Source organism: Solihabitans fulvus, assembly GCF_008386585.1.
Lineage (GTDB): Bacteria > Actinomycetota > Actinomycetes > Mycobacteriales > Pseudonocardiaceae > Solihabitans > Solihabitans fulvus.
Genome location: NZ_VUOB01000001.1, coordinates 48183 through 63692, shown reverse-complemented (window position 1 = coordinate 63692; position 15510 = coordinate 48183). Strand labels below are relative to the sequence as shown.

The following is a 15510-nucleotide window of genomic DNA, read 5'->3' as shown; positions in this document are numbered from 1 at the left end:
CCCATGCCGCGAACTGATCCCCGCGCCGGGAAACCGGCCCCAGCGCGGGGAAACCGGTCCCTACACGGAGATCGCGGTCAGGATCAGGCCGTCGCGCACCATCCACCGGCCGGTGAACCCGGTCAGCTCCGCACCGGCGACGAACGGCCCCGGCACCAACAGCCGCGCCTGAAACGTCCCGCCGACCGGGTCCACGGTCACCGACGCGTCCTCGAAGCCCAACCACTTCCTGGTCAGCGGAAACCAGGTCTTGTAGACGCTTTCCTTGGCGCTGAACAACAACCGGTCCCAGCACACGTCGGGATGGGCCGCGCTGACCGAGGGCAGCCAGGCCAGCTCGGCCGGCACCGCGATCGCCTTGAGCACCCCGTCGGGCAGCACGTCGTGCGGCTCGGCGTCGATGCCGACCGAGGCCACCTCGGTGTCCAAGGCAAGGGCCGCGGCCCGATACCCGGCGCAGTGCGTCATGGTGCCGACCACCCCGGCCGGCCACTGCGGCGCGCCGCGTTCCCCCGGCAGCACCGCGGCAGGCGGCAAGCCGAGCTTGGCCATCGCCTGGCGGGCGCAGTGCCGCGCGGTGGTGAACTCCCTGCGGCGCTTGTCCACCGCCTTGGCGATCAGGGCCTCCTCCTCGGCGAACAACACCGCGTCCGCCGGGTCGTCGAACGCCTCGGCGCAGGCGACGGCGTCGGGCAGCAGCTCCTCGATCACCGGGCCACCTCGGGCAGGATCTGCCGCAGCACGCCCTTGGGGTGGTTGTGCCGCTGCCACTCCCTCGGGTAGCCGACGGACACCTCCTCGAACCGAACCCCGTCGTACACGGTGCTGCGCGGGATGTGCAGGTGCCCGTACACCGACGCGACGGCGTTGTACTTCAGGTGCCAGTCCGCGCTCAACTCCGTGCCGCACCACTGCGCGAACTCCGGGTACCGCAGGATCCTCGTCGGCTCCCGCACCATCGGCCAGTGGTTGATCAGCACCGTCGGCAGGTCGGGGTCGCGCGCCTCCAGCAGCCGCTGGGTGTGCTCGATCCGCGCCCAACACCACGCCTCGATGCTCGGATACGGGTCGGGGTGCAGCATGTACTCGTCCGTGCACACCACCCCGGTGCTGTGCGCGTAGGCCAGGGACTCCTCCTTGTTGGTGGTGCCCTCCGGCCGGAAGCTGTAGTCGTAGAGCAGGAACAGCGGCGCGATGGTCACCGGACCGCCGTCGCCCTCCCACACCGCGAACGGGTCCTCCGGGGTCAGCACCCCGAGCCGCCGGCACAGCTGCACCATGTGCATGTACCGCTGCTCACCGCGCAGCTGCACCGGGTCGTTCTTCGGCGTCCACAGCTCGTGGTTGCCCGGCGCCCAGATGACCTTGGCGAACCGTTCCGCGAGCAGGCCGAGCGCCCATTCGATCTCGGCCATGGTCTCGCTGACGTCGCCGGCCACGATCAGCCAGTCGTCCGAGGAGTCGGGGCGCATGTTCTGCACGATCTTCTTGTTCTCGGCGTAGGCGACGTGGATGTCGCTCGTGGCGAGCAGTCTCCCTGGGGCGGGCCTGGCTGAGGTCACTCCGACCACATTACCGGCGCTGGGCCCGCCCCCGGGGCAGACAACGCGGATCAGCCGGTCACGCCTGATTGGCCGGTCTCCAGGTGCCCGGCGAACCTGCGCGAGAACAGCGGGTCGACGTCGACGGTCGCGGTCAGGTCGTACCAGTGGTTCCCGTAGGCGGCGACGTTCCACGTGTCGGTCACGGTCGCGCCTGCGGCCACCTGGTACTGCCACGGGCCGTCGGTCCGGTACGCGTTGGCGCGCACCGTGACCGTCACCGCGCCAGCGCCCGTGTTGGCCATGCTCACCGTGAGCAGACCGGTTGCCGGATCGAGCGCCGGGCTGACCTCGACGACACCGCCCGCCGCGTTGATGTCGCCGACGTAGCGGCGCAGGAAGCCGTTGGCGCCGTGCAGCGAGATGTCGTACTTGCCCTTGCCGTACCGCTGCACGCTGAAGTAGTCGCTGACGGTGCCCGAGGCCGGCACGTCGTACTGCCACGGCCCGTCCGTGCGGTACGCGTTGACGTAGGCGGCCAGGTGGGCGGTCGCCGACCCCGCGTTGGTCATCGTCAGCCACAGCCTGCCGGCCGCCCTGTCGACCCGCGCGGTCGCGTTCTGTTGGTAGGGCAGGGGACGCGCGGTGCGGGTGCCCGGTTCCTGGCTGGGTTGCGCGGTGGTGCCCGGCACCGACGCGGCCGGCAGCGTCCTGTGCTGCTGGTCGGCCGCGGCGACCAGCGCCGCCGTGTCGGGCAGCGTCGGGATGCTGGTGTCCGCGCCGCCGAAGTCGAACGCCGAGGTCAGGTCGCCGCACACGGCCCGCCGCCAGTCGCTGATGTTGGGCTCGTGCACCCCGGTCCACGCCTCGAGGAAGCGCAGCACGGACGTGTGGTCGAACACCTGCGAGCAGACCGCGCCGCCGCGGCTCCACGGCGAGATCACCACCATCGGCACCCTGACGCCGAGGCCGATCGGCGCGCCGCCGACGAACTCGGCCGCCGTGCCGGCGGGCGGCGTCGGCGGCACGATGTGGTCGAAGAACCCGTCGTTCTCGTCGTAGGTCAGGAACGCGACCGTCGAGTCCCAGGTCGCCTGGTCGGCGGCCAGCGCGTTGAGGATGTCGGCCGTCAGGGCGGCGCCGTAGGCCGGCGGGTAGGGCGGGTGCTCGGACTTGTTCGCCGGCGCGATCACGAAACTGACCTGTGGCAACGTTCCCGCCGTGACGTCGGCGCGGATCGCGGCCGCCACGTCGGGCACGGTCGCCAGTCCCCGGTCGTGCAGCGGGTTCCCGGCCTGCGCGTTCTTGAAGTTCGCGAACCAGGCGAGCGCGTTGTCGTCGTAGTTGTCGGTCTGCTGGTAGACCTTCCAGCTGACCCCGGCGGACTCGAGGCGCTCTGGGTAGGTGGTCCAGGTGAAGCCGCCGCCCGGCTCGGTGTTGTCGGTGACCGGACCGCCGCCGGTGCCCGTCGGGTCGATCATGCCGGTGAACACGTACAGCCGGTTGGGGTTGGTCGGGCCCATCACCGAGCAGAAGTACGCGTCGCAGGTGGTGTACGCGTCGGCGAGGGCGTAGTGGAACGGCAGGTCGGCCCTGGTGTAGTAGCCCATGGTCAGGCCGCCCTTCGCGGCCACCCACGCGTCCGACTTCCCGCCGTGCCACGCCTGGTGCCCGGTCGACCAGCTGTGGCTGAGGTCGGCGACACCCTGGCCGTCCATCACGGTGGTGTCCAGCCGGAACGGGTATTCGGTGCCGCTGCCGGACGGCTGCGCGAACACGGTCTTCCCACCGGTCCCGTTGCGCAGCACCGCTGTGCGGTCGTCGAAGCCGCGCATTCCGGACAGTCCACCGAAATAGTGATCGAACGACCTGTTCTCCTGCATGAACACCACGACGTGTTTGACCGCGTCGAGGCTGCCGGCGGCCTGGGCCGGCCGGTCGAGCCGGAGCACGCTCGGGGCGAGGCCGCCGAGCAGGGCGCCGCCTGCGCCGGCTGCGGTCAGCTTGAGCAGGGAGCGACGGGACAGTTCGGGCATGCGGGCCTCCACGGTGAGGGCGAACGACACGTCCTGGCGACCAAAGCCAAAACGGTTCGAGTGAACAAGCCCCCAATGCGGTCTTACGCAGGCCGACACACCCGTTGGCCTGCGGGTGTTTCACCCGATCAGACGCTCGGCCTCGGCGACGGTCGCGGCGAGTTCGGCGCGCGCGGCCGCGGCGGTCTCCCTGCTGTAGCGCGGGGTCGGGATGGACACCGACAGCGCCGCGATGACCGTGCCATCGGCGTTGCGCACCGGCATCGCCACGCAGCGACAGCCGATCACGAACTCCTCCATGTCAAGGCCGTAGCCGCGTTGCCTGGTCAGCGCCAGGTCGCGCAGCAGCGCGTCGACCGTGGTGAGGGTCCGGTCGGTCATCCGGACCAGGTCCGCCCCGGCCAGCCTCGCCCCGGCCTCGCCGGCCGGCAGGTGCGCGAGCAGCACCTTGCCGACCGCGCTGGCGTGCGCCGGCAGCCGCGAGCCGACCTTCGAGGTGAGCTTCATGGGGTGCGGGGACTCCACGATCTCCAGGTACACCGCGCTGACCCCGTCCAGCGTCGCCAGTTGCACGGTCTCCTCGGTGCGTTCGACCAGGCGTTCCATCAGCGGCCGCAGCAGCCTGCGCAGGTGCTCGACGTCGGTGCAGTGCTGGGCGACCTGCCAGACGCGGACGCCGAGCCGGAACGCCTTCTGCTGAGGGTCGCGGTCGAGGTAGCCGCGAATCACCATGGTGTGCAACAGGTTGTGCGTCGAGGACTTCGGCAGTTCGAGTGCCTCGCAGATGTCGGAGAACGACAGGGGCCCGCGCTCGGCGAGCAGGTCGAAGACCGCCAACACCCGGTCGGCGGACTTCACCACTGTCGGCTCGGTGCTCACCGGTGTCCTTCCGTCGCGCGCATGGCGCCCATCACGTCGAGGTTCGCCTTGAAGGCAAGGTAGCCGCTGTCGACGGGAAAGGTGGAGCCGGTGACCGCATCGGACTCGTCGGCGGCCAGGTACACGGCCAGCGGGGCGATCTGCTCCGGCGTGGGGATCGGCAACAGGTGCAGCCGGTCGATCAGCGCCCGCGACTCGCTGTTGGCCAGCCACTCCAGTTGCGGTTCGGTGGTGACGAAGCTGGGGCAGATCGCGTTGACCCGCACGCCGTCCGGCGCCATGCCGGCGGCGAAGGACCGGGTCAAGGCCAGCACGCCGCCCTTGGCCGCGGTGTAGGCGTCCAGCCCGGCGACGCCGACCAGCGCGTCGGTGGTGGCCACCAGCACGATGGAGCCGCCGCGCTGCGCGAGCATCTGGCGGCCGACGTGCTTGCACACCAGGAACGTTCCGGTCAGGAACAACCGGATCATCCGGTCCCACACCTGCTCGTCCAGCTCGGTCAGGCGCGCGTCCTGCGTGTTCACGAACGGGACGTCCGCGACGGAGTGGAACAGCACGTCGATCGAGCCCAGCTCGGCCACCGTCCGTTCCACCAGACGCCGCACCAGGGCGGAGACGGTGACGTCGACCCCGATGGCGACGGCGTGCCCGCCGTCGGCGCGGATGGTCTCGGCGACCTGTTCGGCCCGTTCGGTGTTCAGGTCGGCGAGCACGACCCGCGCGCCCTCGGCGGCGTACGCGGTGGCGGTGGCCCTGCCGATGCCGGACGCGGCGCCGGTGACGAGCGCGACCTTGCCGAGCAGACGGTCGGTCATGACAGCTTCTCCTTCGGTGTCAACAGTGTCAGCGCGTTGTCCCGATATACGGCGCGCAGTACTTCGTCCGGCAGGTCGAGCGCCGAGATGTCCCAGCGCCCGAAGCCGGGCGGGTCGTCGTCGGAGTAGGGGAACTGCTCGTCGTCGGTCTCCAGGAACCGGAAGTACCTGGCGTACTCGGTGCGGTTGGGCGGAAAGTGGTCCGTGCCGAACAGGACCCGGTCGGGGTGGCGCAGCAGCAGCCGCCGCGCGGCGCGGGGTTGCCGGCCGAGGTCGGCGATCCGCGCGCCGATGTCCACGCGCAGGTTCGGGTGCTCGTCCAGCATCCTGTCGACCAGGCCGAGGTCGTCGGCGCAGCTGGCCACGTGCGCGCCGACGAAGACGGTGCCGGGGTGCCGGCCGAGCACCGTGTCCAGCGCGGCCAACAGCCGTTCGTGCCGGGGGAATCCCGAGTCGGCGTAGGACCAGTCCGGGTGGGCGCGCAGGATCTCCAGCCGCTCGTTGCGTTCGTCGGCCGGATCGAAGAACGCCGAGGGGTCGGCGACGTGGATCAGCACCGGTATGCCCAGCGCGCCCGCCGCGTCCCAGAGGTCCGCGAGGCACTCGTCGTCGGGCAGCATCAGGTCGCCGGCGCCGTCGCGCACGTGCAGGCCGAGCGTCTTCCACACCTTCAGGCCCCGCGCGCCCTCGGCGACCGAGTCCGCGAGTCCGCGCAGGAGCCTTGGCACGCCGTCGGGTTCGCGCAGCAGCGACCAGTCGAGCTGGCAGAAGGTGTGGAACCGGCCGGGGTGCGCGCGGTCGTAGCGGTCCAGGTTGGCGCGCAGCTCCGCGCCCCAGCCGCCGTCGAGGTTCACCACGGCCTCGACGCCGCACTCGTCCATCGTGCGCAGCAGCTCGGGCACCGACGGCGCGGCCCAGTCCATGTCGTTGCGACTACCGGACAGTTCGCGCGCCGCCCAGTCGCCGTCGGGGTGCAGCCAGCGGCCGAGATGGTTGTGCGCGTCGATGGCGGGGAACCTGGCGCGCGGCACCTCGTGCGCCGGCAACCGAAGCCGGCTGCGCGGTCGGTAGTCCGCCAGTGCGGGCTCCTTGCTGCAACGGTGCATCTGTCACTCCAGTTGGCTCGCAAACGGTTGGGCCACTTGGGTTCTTCCTGCGGATAACGCGGACGCATCGCCTTGTCGGGACGGGGACCCGCTGTTAGCTTCGGTTCCCATGAAGGAAATCTAGTTCATGATGAAGAACTGAGGAGTCGGCCAAATGGCGCGAATCGCCTTTGTCGGGGCCGGCAGCGTCACCTTCACCAGGATGCTGCTCACAGACCTGTTCTCCCACTCCGCGCTCGCCACGGTCACCATCGCGCTGCACGACATCGACCCGGAACGGCTCGCCACCGCCGAGGCGATCGCGCGCAGGGTTGCCTGCACGGCGGGAGCCGCGCCGAGGATCGAGGCGCACCTCGACCGCAGGGCCGCGATCGCCGGCGCCGACTACGTGATCAACATGATCCAGGTCGGCGGCCACGAGGCGACCGTGCGCGACCACCGGATCCCGGCGGCATACGGGCTGCGCCAGACGATCGGCGACACCCTCGGCATCGGCGGCATCTTCCGTGCGCTGCGCACCATTCCGGTCATGCGCGCCATCGCGGCAGACATGGCCGAGCTGTGTCCGGACGCGTGGCTGCTCAACTACACCAACCCGATGGCGATGGTGTGCTGGGCGACCTACGGCGCGAGCTCGCACCAGCGCGTCGTCGGCCTGTGCCACTCGGTGCCCAACACCGTCGACAAGCTCGCCGCGCTCGTCGGCGTGCCGGCCAAGGAGGTCTCCTTCCTGGCCGCCGGCGTGAACCACCAGGCGTTCCTGCTGCGCTTCGAACACGAGGGCAAGGACCTCTACCCGAGGCTGGACGAGGCGATCGACCGCGATCCCGAGCTGGCCCGCACGGTGCGCGTCGAGCTGTACCGGCGGCTCGGCTACTTCCCGAGCGAGTCCAGCGAGCACAGCGCCGAGTACCTGCCGTGGTTCATGCGGCGCGACGACGACATCGACCACTTCCGCATCGAGCCGGGTTCCTACGTCGCGATGAGCGAGGAAAACCTTGCGGAGTACCGGGAAACGCGACGGCTGCTCGCCGAGGACGCGCCGCTGCCGGCCGACGAGGGGCCGGCCGGCAGCGCCAACGAGTACGCCCCGCAGATCATCCTCGCCATGGAGACCGGACACTCGCGGGCGATCTACGCCAACGTGGAGAACAACGGCCTGATCGACAACTTGCCTGGCGGCGCGTGCGTCGAGGTGCCGTGCGTCGTGGACAAGACCGGCGTCCGGCCGCTCAGCGTCGGCACCATGCCGCCGCAGCTGGCCGCGCTCAACCGAACCTTCCTCAACGTGTGCGAGCTGACCGTCCGCGCCGCGGTGCACGGCAGGCGCGAACACGTCTACCACGCGGCCATGCTCGACCCGAACACCGCGGCCACGCTGTCGCTGCCGGACATCCGGCGGCTGTGCGACAGCCTGATCGCGGCGCACGGCGACCTGATGCCGGACGGCGTCCGCACGGTCGGGGCGCACCGATGACCGCCGGCACGACCGTCGTGATCGGTGCGGCGCAAGGCATCGGGGCGGAGATGGCACGCAACCTCGCCGCCGCGCCGTGGACCCGCAGGCTGGTGCTGGCCGACGCGCGCGGCGAGGCCGTCAAACAGGTCGCCGAAACCCTGTGCGCCGAGGGTTTCGACGTGTTCGCGGAACAGCTGGACATCACCGACGCCGACGCGGTGTCGGCGTTCGTCGCCGGCACCGCCGACGCCGAGCGGGTGGCGCTGGTGGCCGGCGCCTTCGCGGCCGCCGCGGCGCTCGACGTGCAGCGCGCGGAGTTCCTGCGGCTGCTCGAGGTGAACCTGCTCGGCGTGTACTTCGTCGCGCAGGAGTACGCGCGGCACATGGTGGCGCGCGGGTCGGGTTCGATCATCGCGGTCGCCTCCATCGCTGCGCGGCTGCCCAGGATGCGCCAGGCGGCGTACTGCGCGTCGAAAGCCGGTATGCGCCAGGCACTTCGAGTGCTCGGCATGGAGGTCGCCGCGCGTGGCGTGCGAGTCAACACCATCTCGCCCGGCGTGACCGACACCCCGATGATGCGGGCGCTGGCCAAGGACCACCCCTCCGTCGACCACCTGGCGGCCGGCAGCGCCGAGTCGCTGCGGTCCCCGATCCTGGACGGCCGGGTCGGCACACCAGCCGACGTGGCCAACGTGGCGACGTTCCTGCTCTCCCCGGAGAGCAACCACATCGTGTTGCAGGACGTGGTCGTCGACGGAGGCGAACTGCTCGGCATCTGAGCATCTCGACGAACATGGGAGTTCGACATGCGAAGACCGAAGACGCTTGGTCTGCTAGTCGCCGTACTGCTCGGCGCGTCGGTGCTCGCCGCATGCGGGAGCGGCGACACCGTGTCCGGCGGCAAGGTGAAAGTCGTGTTCTGGCACGGCCAGAACGACGCGGCCAAGAAGACGATCGACGGACTGATCGCCGACTTCAACCGCACCCACCCGAACATCGAGGTCGACGGCAACTTGGGCGGTGTGCTCGCCGACCAGATGACCACCAAGGTGACCGCGGCGCTCGCCGCCGGCAGTTATCCCGACGTGGCCTACATCTTCGGCTCGGACCTCGCGAACATCGCCCGCAGCCCCAAGGTGCTCGACCTGACCGACACCGTGCACGCCAACGGTTTCGGCTGGGACGACTTCTGGCCGGCCGAACAGCAGGCCGCGTCCGTGGACGGCAGGGTGCGGGGGATGCCCGCCCTGGTAGACGACCTCGGCATCGTCTACAACAAGAAGCTCTTCGACGCGGCCGGGATCGGCTACCCGAACGACAGCTGGAGCTGGGACGACTTCCGCACCGCGGCAAGGAAACTGACCGACGCCGGCAGCGGCACGTTCGGCACGGGCTGGCCGGGGGCAGGGGCGGAGGACACCGTCTGGCGGCTGTGGCCGATGCTGTGGCAGCAGGGCGGCGACATCCTCAACCCCGACCACAGCGCGACCGCGTTCGACTCGCCCCAGGGCCGGACCGCGCTGTCCCTGGTGCACGACATGGCGGCCGTGGACAAGTCGGTGTTCGTGGACTCCGATCCCAGCAGCCAGCGGATGAACCAACTGTTCAACGACGGCAAGATGGGCATGCTCGTGGCCGGGCCGTGGGCGCTGCCCGACATCGTCGACGCCAAGATCGACTACGGCGTGACGGGGCTGCCCGGCTTCGGCGGCAACCACACCACGATCTCCGGCGCGGACGACTGGGTGCTGTTCGACAACGGCTCGGCGCGGTCCAAGGCCACCATCGAGTTCATCACCTGGCTGACCGACCCCGCCCAGGACATCAGGTGGACCCAGGGCGTCGACAACCTGCCGATCCGGCGGGCCTCGCTGAAGGAGCCCGGCTACCAGGACTTCGTCAAGCGGGTCGCCGGCATCCAGGTCTTCGTGGACAACCTGCCCGGCGCGCGGGCGCGGCCGGCCGTCGCGGCCTATCCCAAGGTGTCGGCGGCCGTCGGGCAGGCGCTGGTCGGATCGCTGCTCGGGCAGACCGATCCCGCGACCGCGCTACACAAGGCCGCCCAGGACGGCGACACCGCCCTGAAGGGCCCGTAGTTCCCCGCTCGAACACCATCGTGTCGCCATCGTGTTAGGAGCTCTGACCAATGTCGACGAGCCTCCGCCGCAGGCTGCTCGGCGAGCACCCGAGCGGGTGGGGCCTGGTGCTCCCGGCCTCGGTGCTCATCCTCGGGCTGAACATCGGGCCGATGGTGTGGGCGTTCCTGTTGTCGCTGCGGCACGATGACCTGCTTGCGCCGAGCAAGTGGGTCGGGCTGGCCAACTACCGCAGGCTCGCCGAGGATCCGGTGTTCCGCGCGGCGATCGGCCACACGCTGAACTACACGGCGCTGTTCGTGCCGCTGTCCATCGCGATCGGGCTCGGCATCGCGATGATGCTGAACCAGCCGGTGCGGTTCGCCGGGTTCTACCGCACCTGCGTGTTCGTGCCGTTCGTCGTGTCGGCGGCGGCCGAGGGCGCGCTGTTCTCCTTCGTGTTCGACCCGCACTACGGCGTCGCGAACGCGGCGCTCGCGCGGGTCGGCATCGGCCCGCAGGGCTTCTTCCAGGATCCTCGGCAGGCCATGGCCACGCTGGTGGCGATCTCCCTGTGGGGTGGGATCGGCCTGTGCGTGGTGGTGCTGTTGGCGGCGCTCCAGGACGTGCCGACGCACCTGGTCGAGGCGGCCAGGCTCGACGGCGCGGGCCGGCGGGCGGTGTTCCGGCACGTGACCCTGCCCGCCATCACGCCGGTCCTCGTGTTTCTGTTGGTGTGGCAGACACTTCAGGCGTTGCAGCTGTTCGAACTGGTGTACACCACGACCAACGGCGGTCCGTTGCGAGCGACGACCGTGGTGGTGTTCTACGTGTACCAGCAGGCTTTCCAACAGTTCGACGCCGGTTACGGTGCTGCGGTGGCCTACGTCGTCGCGGTCGCGGTCTTCGGCCTCGCGGTTGCGCGGCTGGTGCTGCGCAGGATGCGAGGCAGGGCGGGATGACCACGATGGCGCGACGGCGTGGAGGGCGCGTCCCCACCCTCGGAAGGGGGGAGGGTGGGGACGATCGCCCCAAGGGGCGTTCTCGGCGGCGGTTGTTGCCGTTCAACCCGTGGCACCTCGCGCTCGCGCCGATGGCGGTGCTGTTCGCGCTGCCGCTGGTGTGGCTGGGGTTGTCGTCGTTCATGTCCAACGCGGAGATCAATCGGTTCCCGCCCGCGCTGTTCCCGTCGTCGCCGCACCTGGACGGCTACACCTATGTGTTGCGCAACGCCGAGTTCCCCGTGTGGTTCGGCAACTCCTGCCTGGTGGCCGGCGCGACCGTGCTGTCCAACCTGGTGCTGTGCTCGCTCGCGGCGTACGGGTTCGCGCGGATGAGGTTCCGTGGCGCGGGGGTGGTGTTCGGTTTGCTGATGGCGACGCTGGTGGTGCCGTTCCAGCTGACCATGATCCCGACGTTCCTGCTGATGCGGCAACTGGGCCTGACCGACTCGCTACCGGCGCTGATCGTGCCGAACCTGGTGTCCGCGTTCGGTGTGTTCCTGTTGCGCCAGTTCTTCCTCGCCCTGCCGCCCGAGTTCGAGGACGCGGCCCGCATCGACGGCTGCACCCGCCTCGGCGTGCTGATCCGGATCGTGCTCCCGCTGGCGAGACCGGCCCTGGCCACCCTGGCCGTGCTCACGTTCCTCACCACCTGGAACGACCTGACCTGGCCGCTGATCGTGATCTCCACCGAACACAACTACACGCTCCAACTGGGCCTGACCACGTTCACCGGCCAACACCGCAGCCAGTGGTCCGCGGTGATGGCCGGCAACGTCCTCACCACACTGCCGGTGCTGGTGGCGTTTCTGGTGGGACAGCGCAACTTCGTGGCCTCACTGACCTCCAGCGGCCTGAAGGGCTGAGCGGGTGGCCGTCGCATTCGACGTCCTGCCGTTCGACACTCGGCGCCATCGCCATCCGTGGGTGGTTTCATCGCCGAACCGGTTCTCGCCCAAATGTCGTAGCTGCCCGATGTAGCGAACATGTGCCAAGGACCGATGTGACTATGGCCGCATCATCTGGCACGGGAGTGGACATGGCACGTCGAACTGGCATTTTCGTCCAGATACAGCGAGAGGCGGCGCGGGCCCAGCGAGAGCGTCAACGGGCGCAGTCCGCACACATTCGCGCCCAGGAGCAGGCTCGCCGTGAGGCTGAGCGAACTGTCGCGGCAGCGCACCGTTTGGCCGAGCAGAAGGCAAAGGCGGATGTCCGAGCGCAAGCCGACGCGGAAAAGCGCCGGAAGCAAGCCCACCTTGACGCGCAGCTCGCACGAACAGCACAGTTGAACGCCGACCTAGAATCAACCGTCGCCGAGTTGGAACGACTGCTCGCCGCGACACTCGAGGTCGATGACCACATCGACTTCGAATCCCTGAAGCGCAAGGTCGCGCACCCCGGATTCCGTCCCGGCGGATTGGCCGTGCCACAGCAGCCACCGGTGATGGAACCTTTGTCCGTGCGACCGGTCTTCGAACAGTTCGCGCCAGTGCCCCCGGCCGGACTTGCCAAACTGTTTGGCGGCAAGGCCGGTCACGAGCGGGCCGTGGCTGCGGCCAGACAGCAGTTCGAGGACGCCGACCAACAGTGGCAGCAGCACGCAGCGGCCGCTCGGCAACGCTTCGAGGCGGCGCAGGAGCACCATCGCATGGCCGAGGGCGAGCGGCAGAGCAAGCTTGCGGCGGCCGAACGCCAGTATCAGCTGGAGTCCGAGCAGCGGATCCGTGAGGTGGATGAGCACAACGCGGATGTGGACGCCTTCGCCAGTGCGTTCAGTGCCGGTGAGCCGCACGCGATCGTCGAGTACTTCACCTTGGTGCTCGCGAACTCCGACTATCCGGCCGCGTTCCCGCAACGGTATCGAGTGGCCTATGTGCCCGAGTCGAGGCAGCTCGTCGTCGAGTACGAACTGCCGGCGCTCGATTGCGTGCCGGCTGAACGCGAGTACCGCTACGTCAAGTCCAAGGACGAGATCACGTCGGTCGCCAGGCCACTCAAAGACATCCGTGGTCTGTACGGTTCGGTCGTCGCGCAGGTGACCTTGCGGACTCTGCACGAGATATTCGAGGCCGATCGTGGCGGCGTGGTCGACACCGTGGTGTTCAACGCGATAGTGACCACGACCGATCCGGGCACCGGCAAACAGATCAGCCCGTGCCTGGTTACGGTGCGCACGACGCGTGGTGTGTTCGACGACCTCGACCTGGCTCGTGTCGAACCCCTCGCCTGCCTGGAGCGGCTGAACGCCTCGGTTTCCAAGAAGCCTGGCGAGCTGGCGCCGGTTCGGCCCGTGCTCGAGTTCGACATGGTCGACAAGCGGTTCATCGAGGAGACCGATGTGCTCTCAGGTCTGGACGCTCGCCCGAACCTGATGGAGTTGTCGCCGACGGAGTTCGAGAGCCTTATCCAGAATCTCTTCGCGAAGATGGGCCTGGACACGAAGCAGACCAGACCGTCGCGGGATGGCGGCGTTGACTGCGTCGCCTTCGATCCACGGCCCATCTTCGGCGGCAAGGTGGTGATCCAGGCCAAGAGGTACCGCAACACGGTCGACGTGTCCTCCGTCCGCGACCTGTTCGGCACGCTACAGAACGAGGGCGCTTCGAAGGGGATCCTGGTCACGACCTCGGGTTTCGGGCCGACCAGTTACGAGTTCGCCGCGAACAAGCCGATGGAGTTGATCGACGGATCGAACCTGCTCTACCTGTTGGCCAAGCACGCGGACCTGGAGGCCAAGATCGTGATGCCGGACGGGTCGTGACCGGCGAGGAGACCGTCGCGGTGTGGCCGGACCGACCAGGCGGTCCGGCCACCGACGCGGTGCTCACCAGCCTCGGCGTTCCCAGTCCGGCAATGCGGGCCGTTCCCGACCGATCGTGGTGTCCGGGCCGTGGCCTGGGTGTACGACGGTGTCGAGCGGCAGCTCGTGTAGCAGCCTGCGGACGGACCCGATGATGGTGGGGAAGTCCGACAGCGGCCAGCCGGTGAGGCCGGGGCCGCCGGGGAAGAGTAAATCACATTATCGGTGAACACGCGCTACCCTGGCCGACATGGCCGAGACGGTGGGGATCTACGCCAGGATCAGCGAGGACCCGTTAGGGCTGGAGAAGGGTGTCCAGCGCCAGGTCGCCGATGGTCTGGCGTTGTGCGAGCGGCGCGGCTGGACAGTCAGCGAGGACCTGGTGTTCGTGGACAACGACCTGTCCGCACTGAAGGGTGGTCCCCGCCCGGAGTACGACAAGCTGATCGACGCGGCGATGTCCGGCAAGATCACCCGGATCGTGGCCTTCCAGATGTCGAGGCTGTGGCGCAACCGCCGCGAACGGGTCGACGCGATCGAGAAGCTGGCCAAGGCCGGCGTCTCGGTGGCGCTGGTGAAGGGCTCGGACATCGACATGACCTCGGCGCACGGTCGTGCGCTGGCCGGGCTGCTGGGCGAGTTCGACACGATGGAGTCGGAAGTCAAGGCGGAGCGAGTCGAGGCGGCGGCCCGCCAGCGTGCCGAAGAGGGCAAGGCGAACGGCGCGGTGTTGTACGGCTGGCAGCGGGTCAAGGTCCGCAACCAGCGCGGGGACGTTGTCGACTGGTACGACGAGATCAACCCGGAGCAGGCCGCGATCGTGCGGGAGATCGTGGATCGCCTTCTCGCCCGCGAGTCGCTGAAGGCGATCACCGCAGACTTCAACGCCCGGAGTGTTCCCACGGCGCACGGCGGCGACAAGCCGTGGAGGCCGAGCTCGGTTCGCAAGCTAGCCATCCGCTTGGCCAACATCGGACGCCGTGCACGCGGGGGAGAGGACTTCGGTCCAGCGGCCTGGCCACCGATCGTTGATCGAGATCTGCATGATCAGGTGGTCGCACTGGTGACAGATCCGTCTCGGGTCAAGGCCCGCAGTGGCGCCCGAACCCACCTGCTGACCTTCGGTATCGGCCGCTGCGGCAAGGAAGGCTGCGGCGCGCACCTGCGGGTGACCCAGAAGTGGCTCAACCCGCGCCATAAAGAGATGGGCAAGACGACGGTCTACGTCTGTGACGGGCCATCCTCCTGCGTCGGACGACGGCAGGCATGGGTGGACGATCTTGTTGAGCGGGTGGTGGTTCGGCGGCTTCAGGAGCCTGATGCCCGCGACCTGCTGACGCGGGACGACAGGGAGGCGCGCGCGGCGCGGGACCGAGCCGAGGGAATCCGGTCCAGATTGGACGCGGCGGCTGACGACTTCGCGACTGGTGACATCGACCGGGAGCAACTGCGTCGGATCAGCGCGAAGCTCCGTCCGGATCTGTTGAAGGCCGAACGTCAGGCAATGCATGTGGTGCAAGGGATGCCTGCGGATGTTGTCGCTGACATGGTTGGCCCACAGGCGAAGGAGCGCTGGCAGAAGCTCGCCGTCACTCAGAAACGCGCGTTGCTTGAGGCGATGGCCGTGACGGTGACGATCATGCCCGCTCGCGGAGGCCCAGGCTTCAAACCCGAGTCCGTCAAGGTTCGGTTCGAGCGTGACGGCGAGCAGAACGAAGCCGTCGATGGACCTGTTGCGGTGGAATGAATCGCTGCCCGAGCCCGGCGACTAACCCAAACGCTCGACTCGTGGGCC

The 15510-nt window shown here is 69.1% G+C and carries 13 protein-coding genes; 7 read left to right on the top strand and 6 right to left on the bottom strand.

From position 1 onward, the window contains the following. Positions 1–60 precede the first annotated feature (60 nt). From F0L68_RS00320 to F0L68_RS00295, 6 genes are all read right to left on the bottom strand, one after another. Positions 61–711 carry a 4'-phosphopantetheinyl transferase family protein gene (locus tag F0L68_RS00320; RefSeq protein WP_149847325.1) on the bottom strand — a complete coding sequence of 217 codons (651 nt, stop codon included), beginning with the start codon at positions 709–711 and terminating at the stop codon, positions 61–63. After that, complete coding sequence (locus tag F0L68_RS00315) at positions 708–1562, bottom strand: metallophosphoesterase family protein (protein ID WP_149847324.1); 855 nt, start codon at positions 1560–1562, stop codon at positions 708–710. Before F0L68_RS00315 ends, F0L68_RS00320 begins: the two co-directional genes overlap by 4 nt. A 50-nt stretch (positions 1563–1612) precedes the next feature. Beyond that, positions 1613–3577: a phosphocholine-specific phospholipase C gene (locus F0L68_RS00310; RefSeq protein ID WP_149847323.1), complete on the bottom strand. Its 1965-nt coding sequence runs from the start codon at positions 3575–3577 to the stop codon at positions 1613–1615. Positions 3578–3697: 120 nt separating this feature from the next. Then, the gene (locus tag F0L68_RS00305; protein ID WP_149847322.1) at positions 3698–4456 is read right to left on the bottom strand and encodes an IclR family transcriptional regulator; all 759 of its coding nucleotides are present in this window, start codon (positions 4454–4456) and stop codon (positions 3698–3700) included. Next, positions 4453–5271 carry an SDR family NAD(P)-dependent oxidoreductase gene (locus F0L68_RS00300; RefSeq protein WP_149847321.1) on the bottom strand — a complete coding sequence of 273 codons (819 nt, stop codon included), beginning with the start codon at positions 5269–5271 and terminating at the stop codon, positions 4453–4455. The genes F0L68_RS00305 and F0L68_RS00300 overlap by 4 nt, the downstream gene beginning before the upstream one ends. Then, positions 5268–6377, bottom strand: coding sequence for an amidohydrolase family protein (locus F0L68_RS00295; protein ID WP_149847320.1), 1110 nt, complete (start codon positions 6375–6377; stop codon positions 5268–5270). Before F0L68_RS00295 ends, F0L68_RS00300 begins: the two co-directional genes overlap by 4 nt. Before the next feature lie 154 nt (positions 6378–6531). Between F0L68_RS00295 and F0L68_RS00290 the strand changes: the two genes are divergently transcribed. The 7 genes from F0L68_RS00290 to F0L68_RS00255 all read left to right on the top strand — a co-directional run bounded on the left by F0L68_RS00290 (position 6532) and on the right by F0L68_RS00255 (position 15462). Continuing rightward, positions 6532–7854, top strand: a complete 1323-nt coding sequence (locus F0L68_RS00290; protein ID WP_149847319.1) for an alpha-glucosidase/alpha-galactosidase — start codon at positions 6532–6534, stop codon at positions 7852–7854. After that, entirely contained in the window at positions 7851–8615 is a 765-nt protein-coding gene (locus F0L68_RS00285) for an SDR family NAD(P)-dependent oxidoreductase (RefSeq protein ID WP_149847318.1), read from the top strand. Before F0L68_RS00290 ends, F0L68_RS00285 begins: the two co-directional genes overlap by 4 nt. Before the next feature lie 27 nt (positions 8616–8642). Continuing rightward, complete coding sequence (locus F0L68_RS00280) at positions 8643–9932, top strand: ABC transporter substrate-binding protein (protein ID WP_149847317.1); 1290 nt, start codon at positions 8643–8645, stop codon at positions 9930–9932. Between the two features lie 50 nt (positions 9933–9982). Beyond that, complete coding sequence (locus F0L68_RS00275; protein WP_149847316.1) at positions 9983–10873, top strand: carbohydrate ABC transporter permease; 891 nt, start codon at positions 9983–9985, stop codon at positions 10871–10873. Between the two features lie 95 nt (positions 10874–10968). Then, a complete protein-coding gene (locus F0L68_RS00270; protein WP_223198368.1) occupies positions 10969–11778 on the top strand; it encodes a carbohydrate ABC transporter permease in 810 nt (269 codons plus the stop codon). 320 nt (positions 11779–12098) lie between these two features. Next, a complete protein-coding gene (locus F0L68_RS00265) occupies positions 12099–13676 on the top strand; it encodes a restriction endonuclease (RefSeq protein ID WP_188316310.1) in 1578 nt (525 codons plus the stop codon). 289 nt (positions 13677–13965) lie between these two features. Next, on the top strand, positions 13966–15462 hold the full coding sequence (locus F0L68_RS00255; RefSeq protein ID WP_149847314.1) for a recombinase family protein: 1497 nt from the start codon (positions 13966–13968) through the stop codon (positions 15460–15462). The last annotated feature ends 48 nt before the right edge of the window (positions 15463–15510 follow it).

What these genes read in the sequence shown, in the direction of transcription:
- F0L68_RS00310 (WP_149847323.1), bottom strand. Translation starts at nt 3,577, where the DNA reads ATGCCCGAACTGTCCCGTCGCTCCCTGCTCAAGCTGACCGCAGCCGGC.
- F0L68_RS00300 (WP_149847321.1), bottom strand. Translation starts at nt 5,271, where the DNA reads ATGACCGACCGTCTGCTCGGCAAGGTCGCGCTCGTCACCGGCGCCGCG.
- F0L68_RS00295 (WP_149847320.1), bottom strand. Translation starts at nt 6,377, where the DNA reads ATGCACCGTTGCAGCAAGGAGCCCGCACTGGCGGACTACCGACCGCGC.
- F0L68_RS00290 (WP_149847319.1), top strand. Translation starts at nt 6,532, where the DNA reads ATGGCGCGAATCGCCTTTGTCGGGGCCGGCAGCGTCACCTTCACCAGG.
- F0L68_RS00285 (WP_149847318.1), top strand. Translation starts at nt 7,851, where the DNA reads ATGACCGCCGGCACGACCGTCGTGATCGGTGCGGCGCAAGGCATCGGG.
- F0L68_RS00280 (WP_149847317.1), top strand. Translation starts at nt 8,643, where the DNA reads ATGCGAAGACCGAAGACGCTTGGTCTGCTAGTCGCCGTACTGCTCGGC.
- F0L68_RS00275 (WP_149847316.1), top strand. Translation starts at nt 9,983, where the DNA reads ATGTCGACGAGCCTCCGCCGCAGGCTGCTCGGCGAGCACCCGAGCGGG.
- F0L68_RS00255 (WP_149847314.1), top strand. Translation starts at nt 13,966, where the DNA reads ATGGCCGAGACGGTGGGGATCTACGCCAGGATCAGCGAGGACCCGTTA.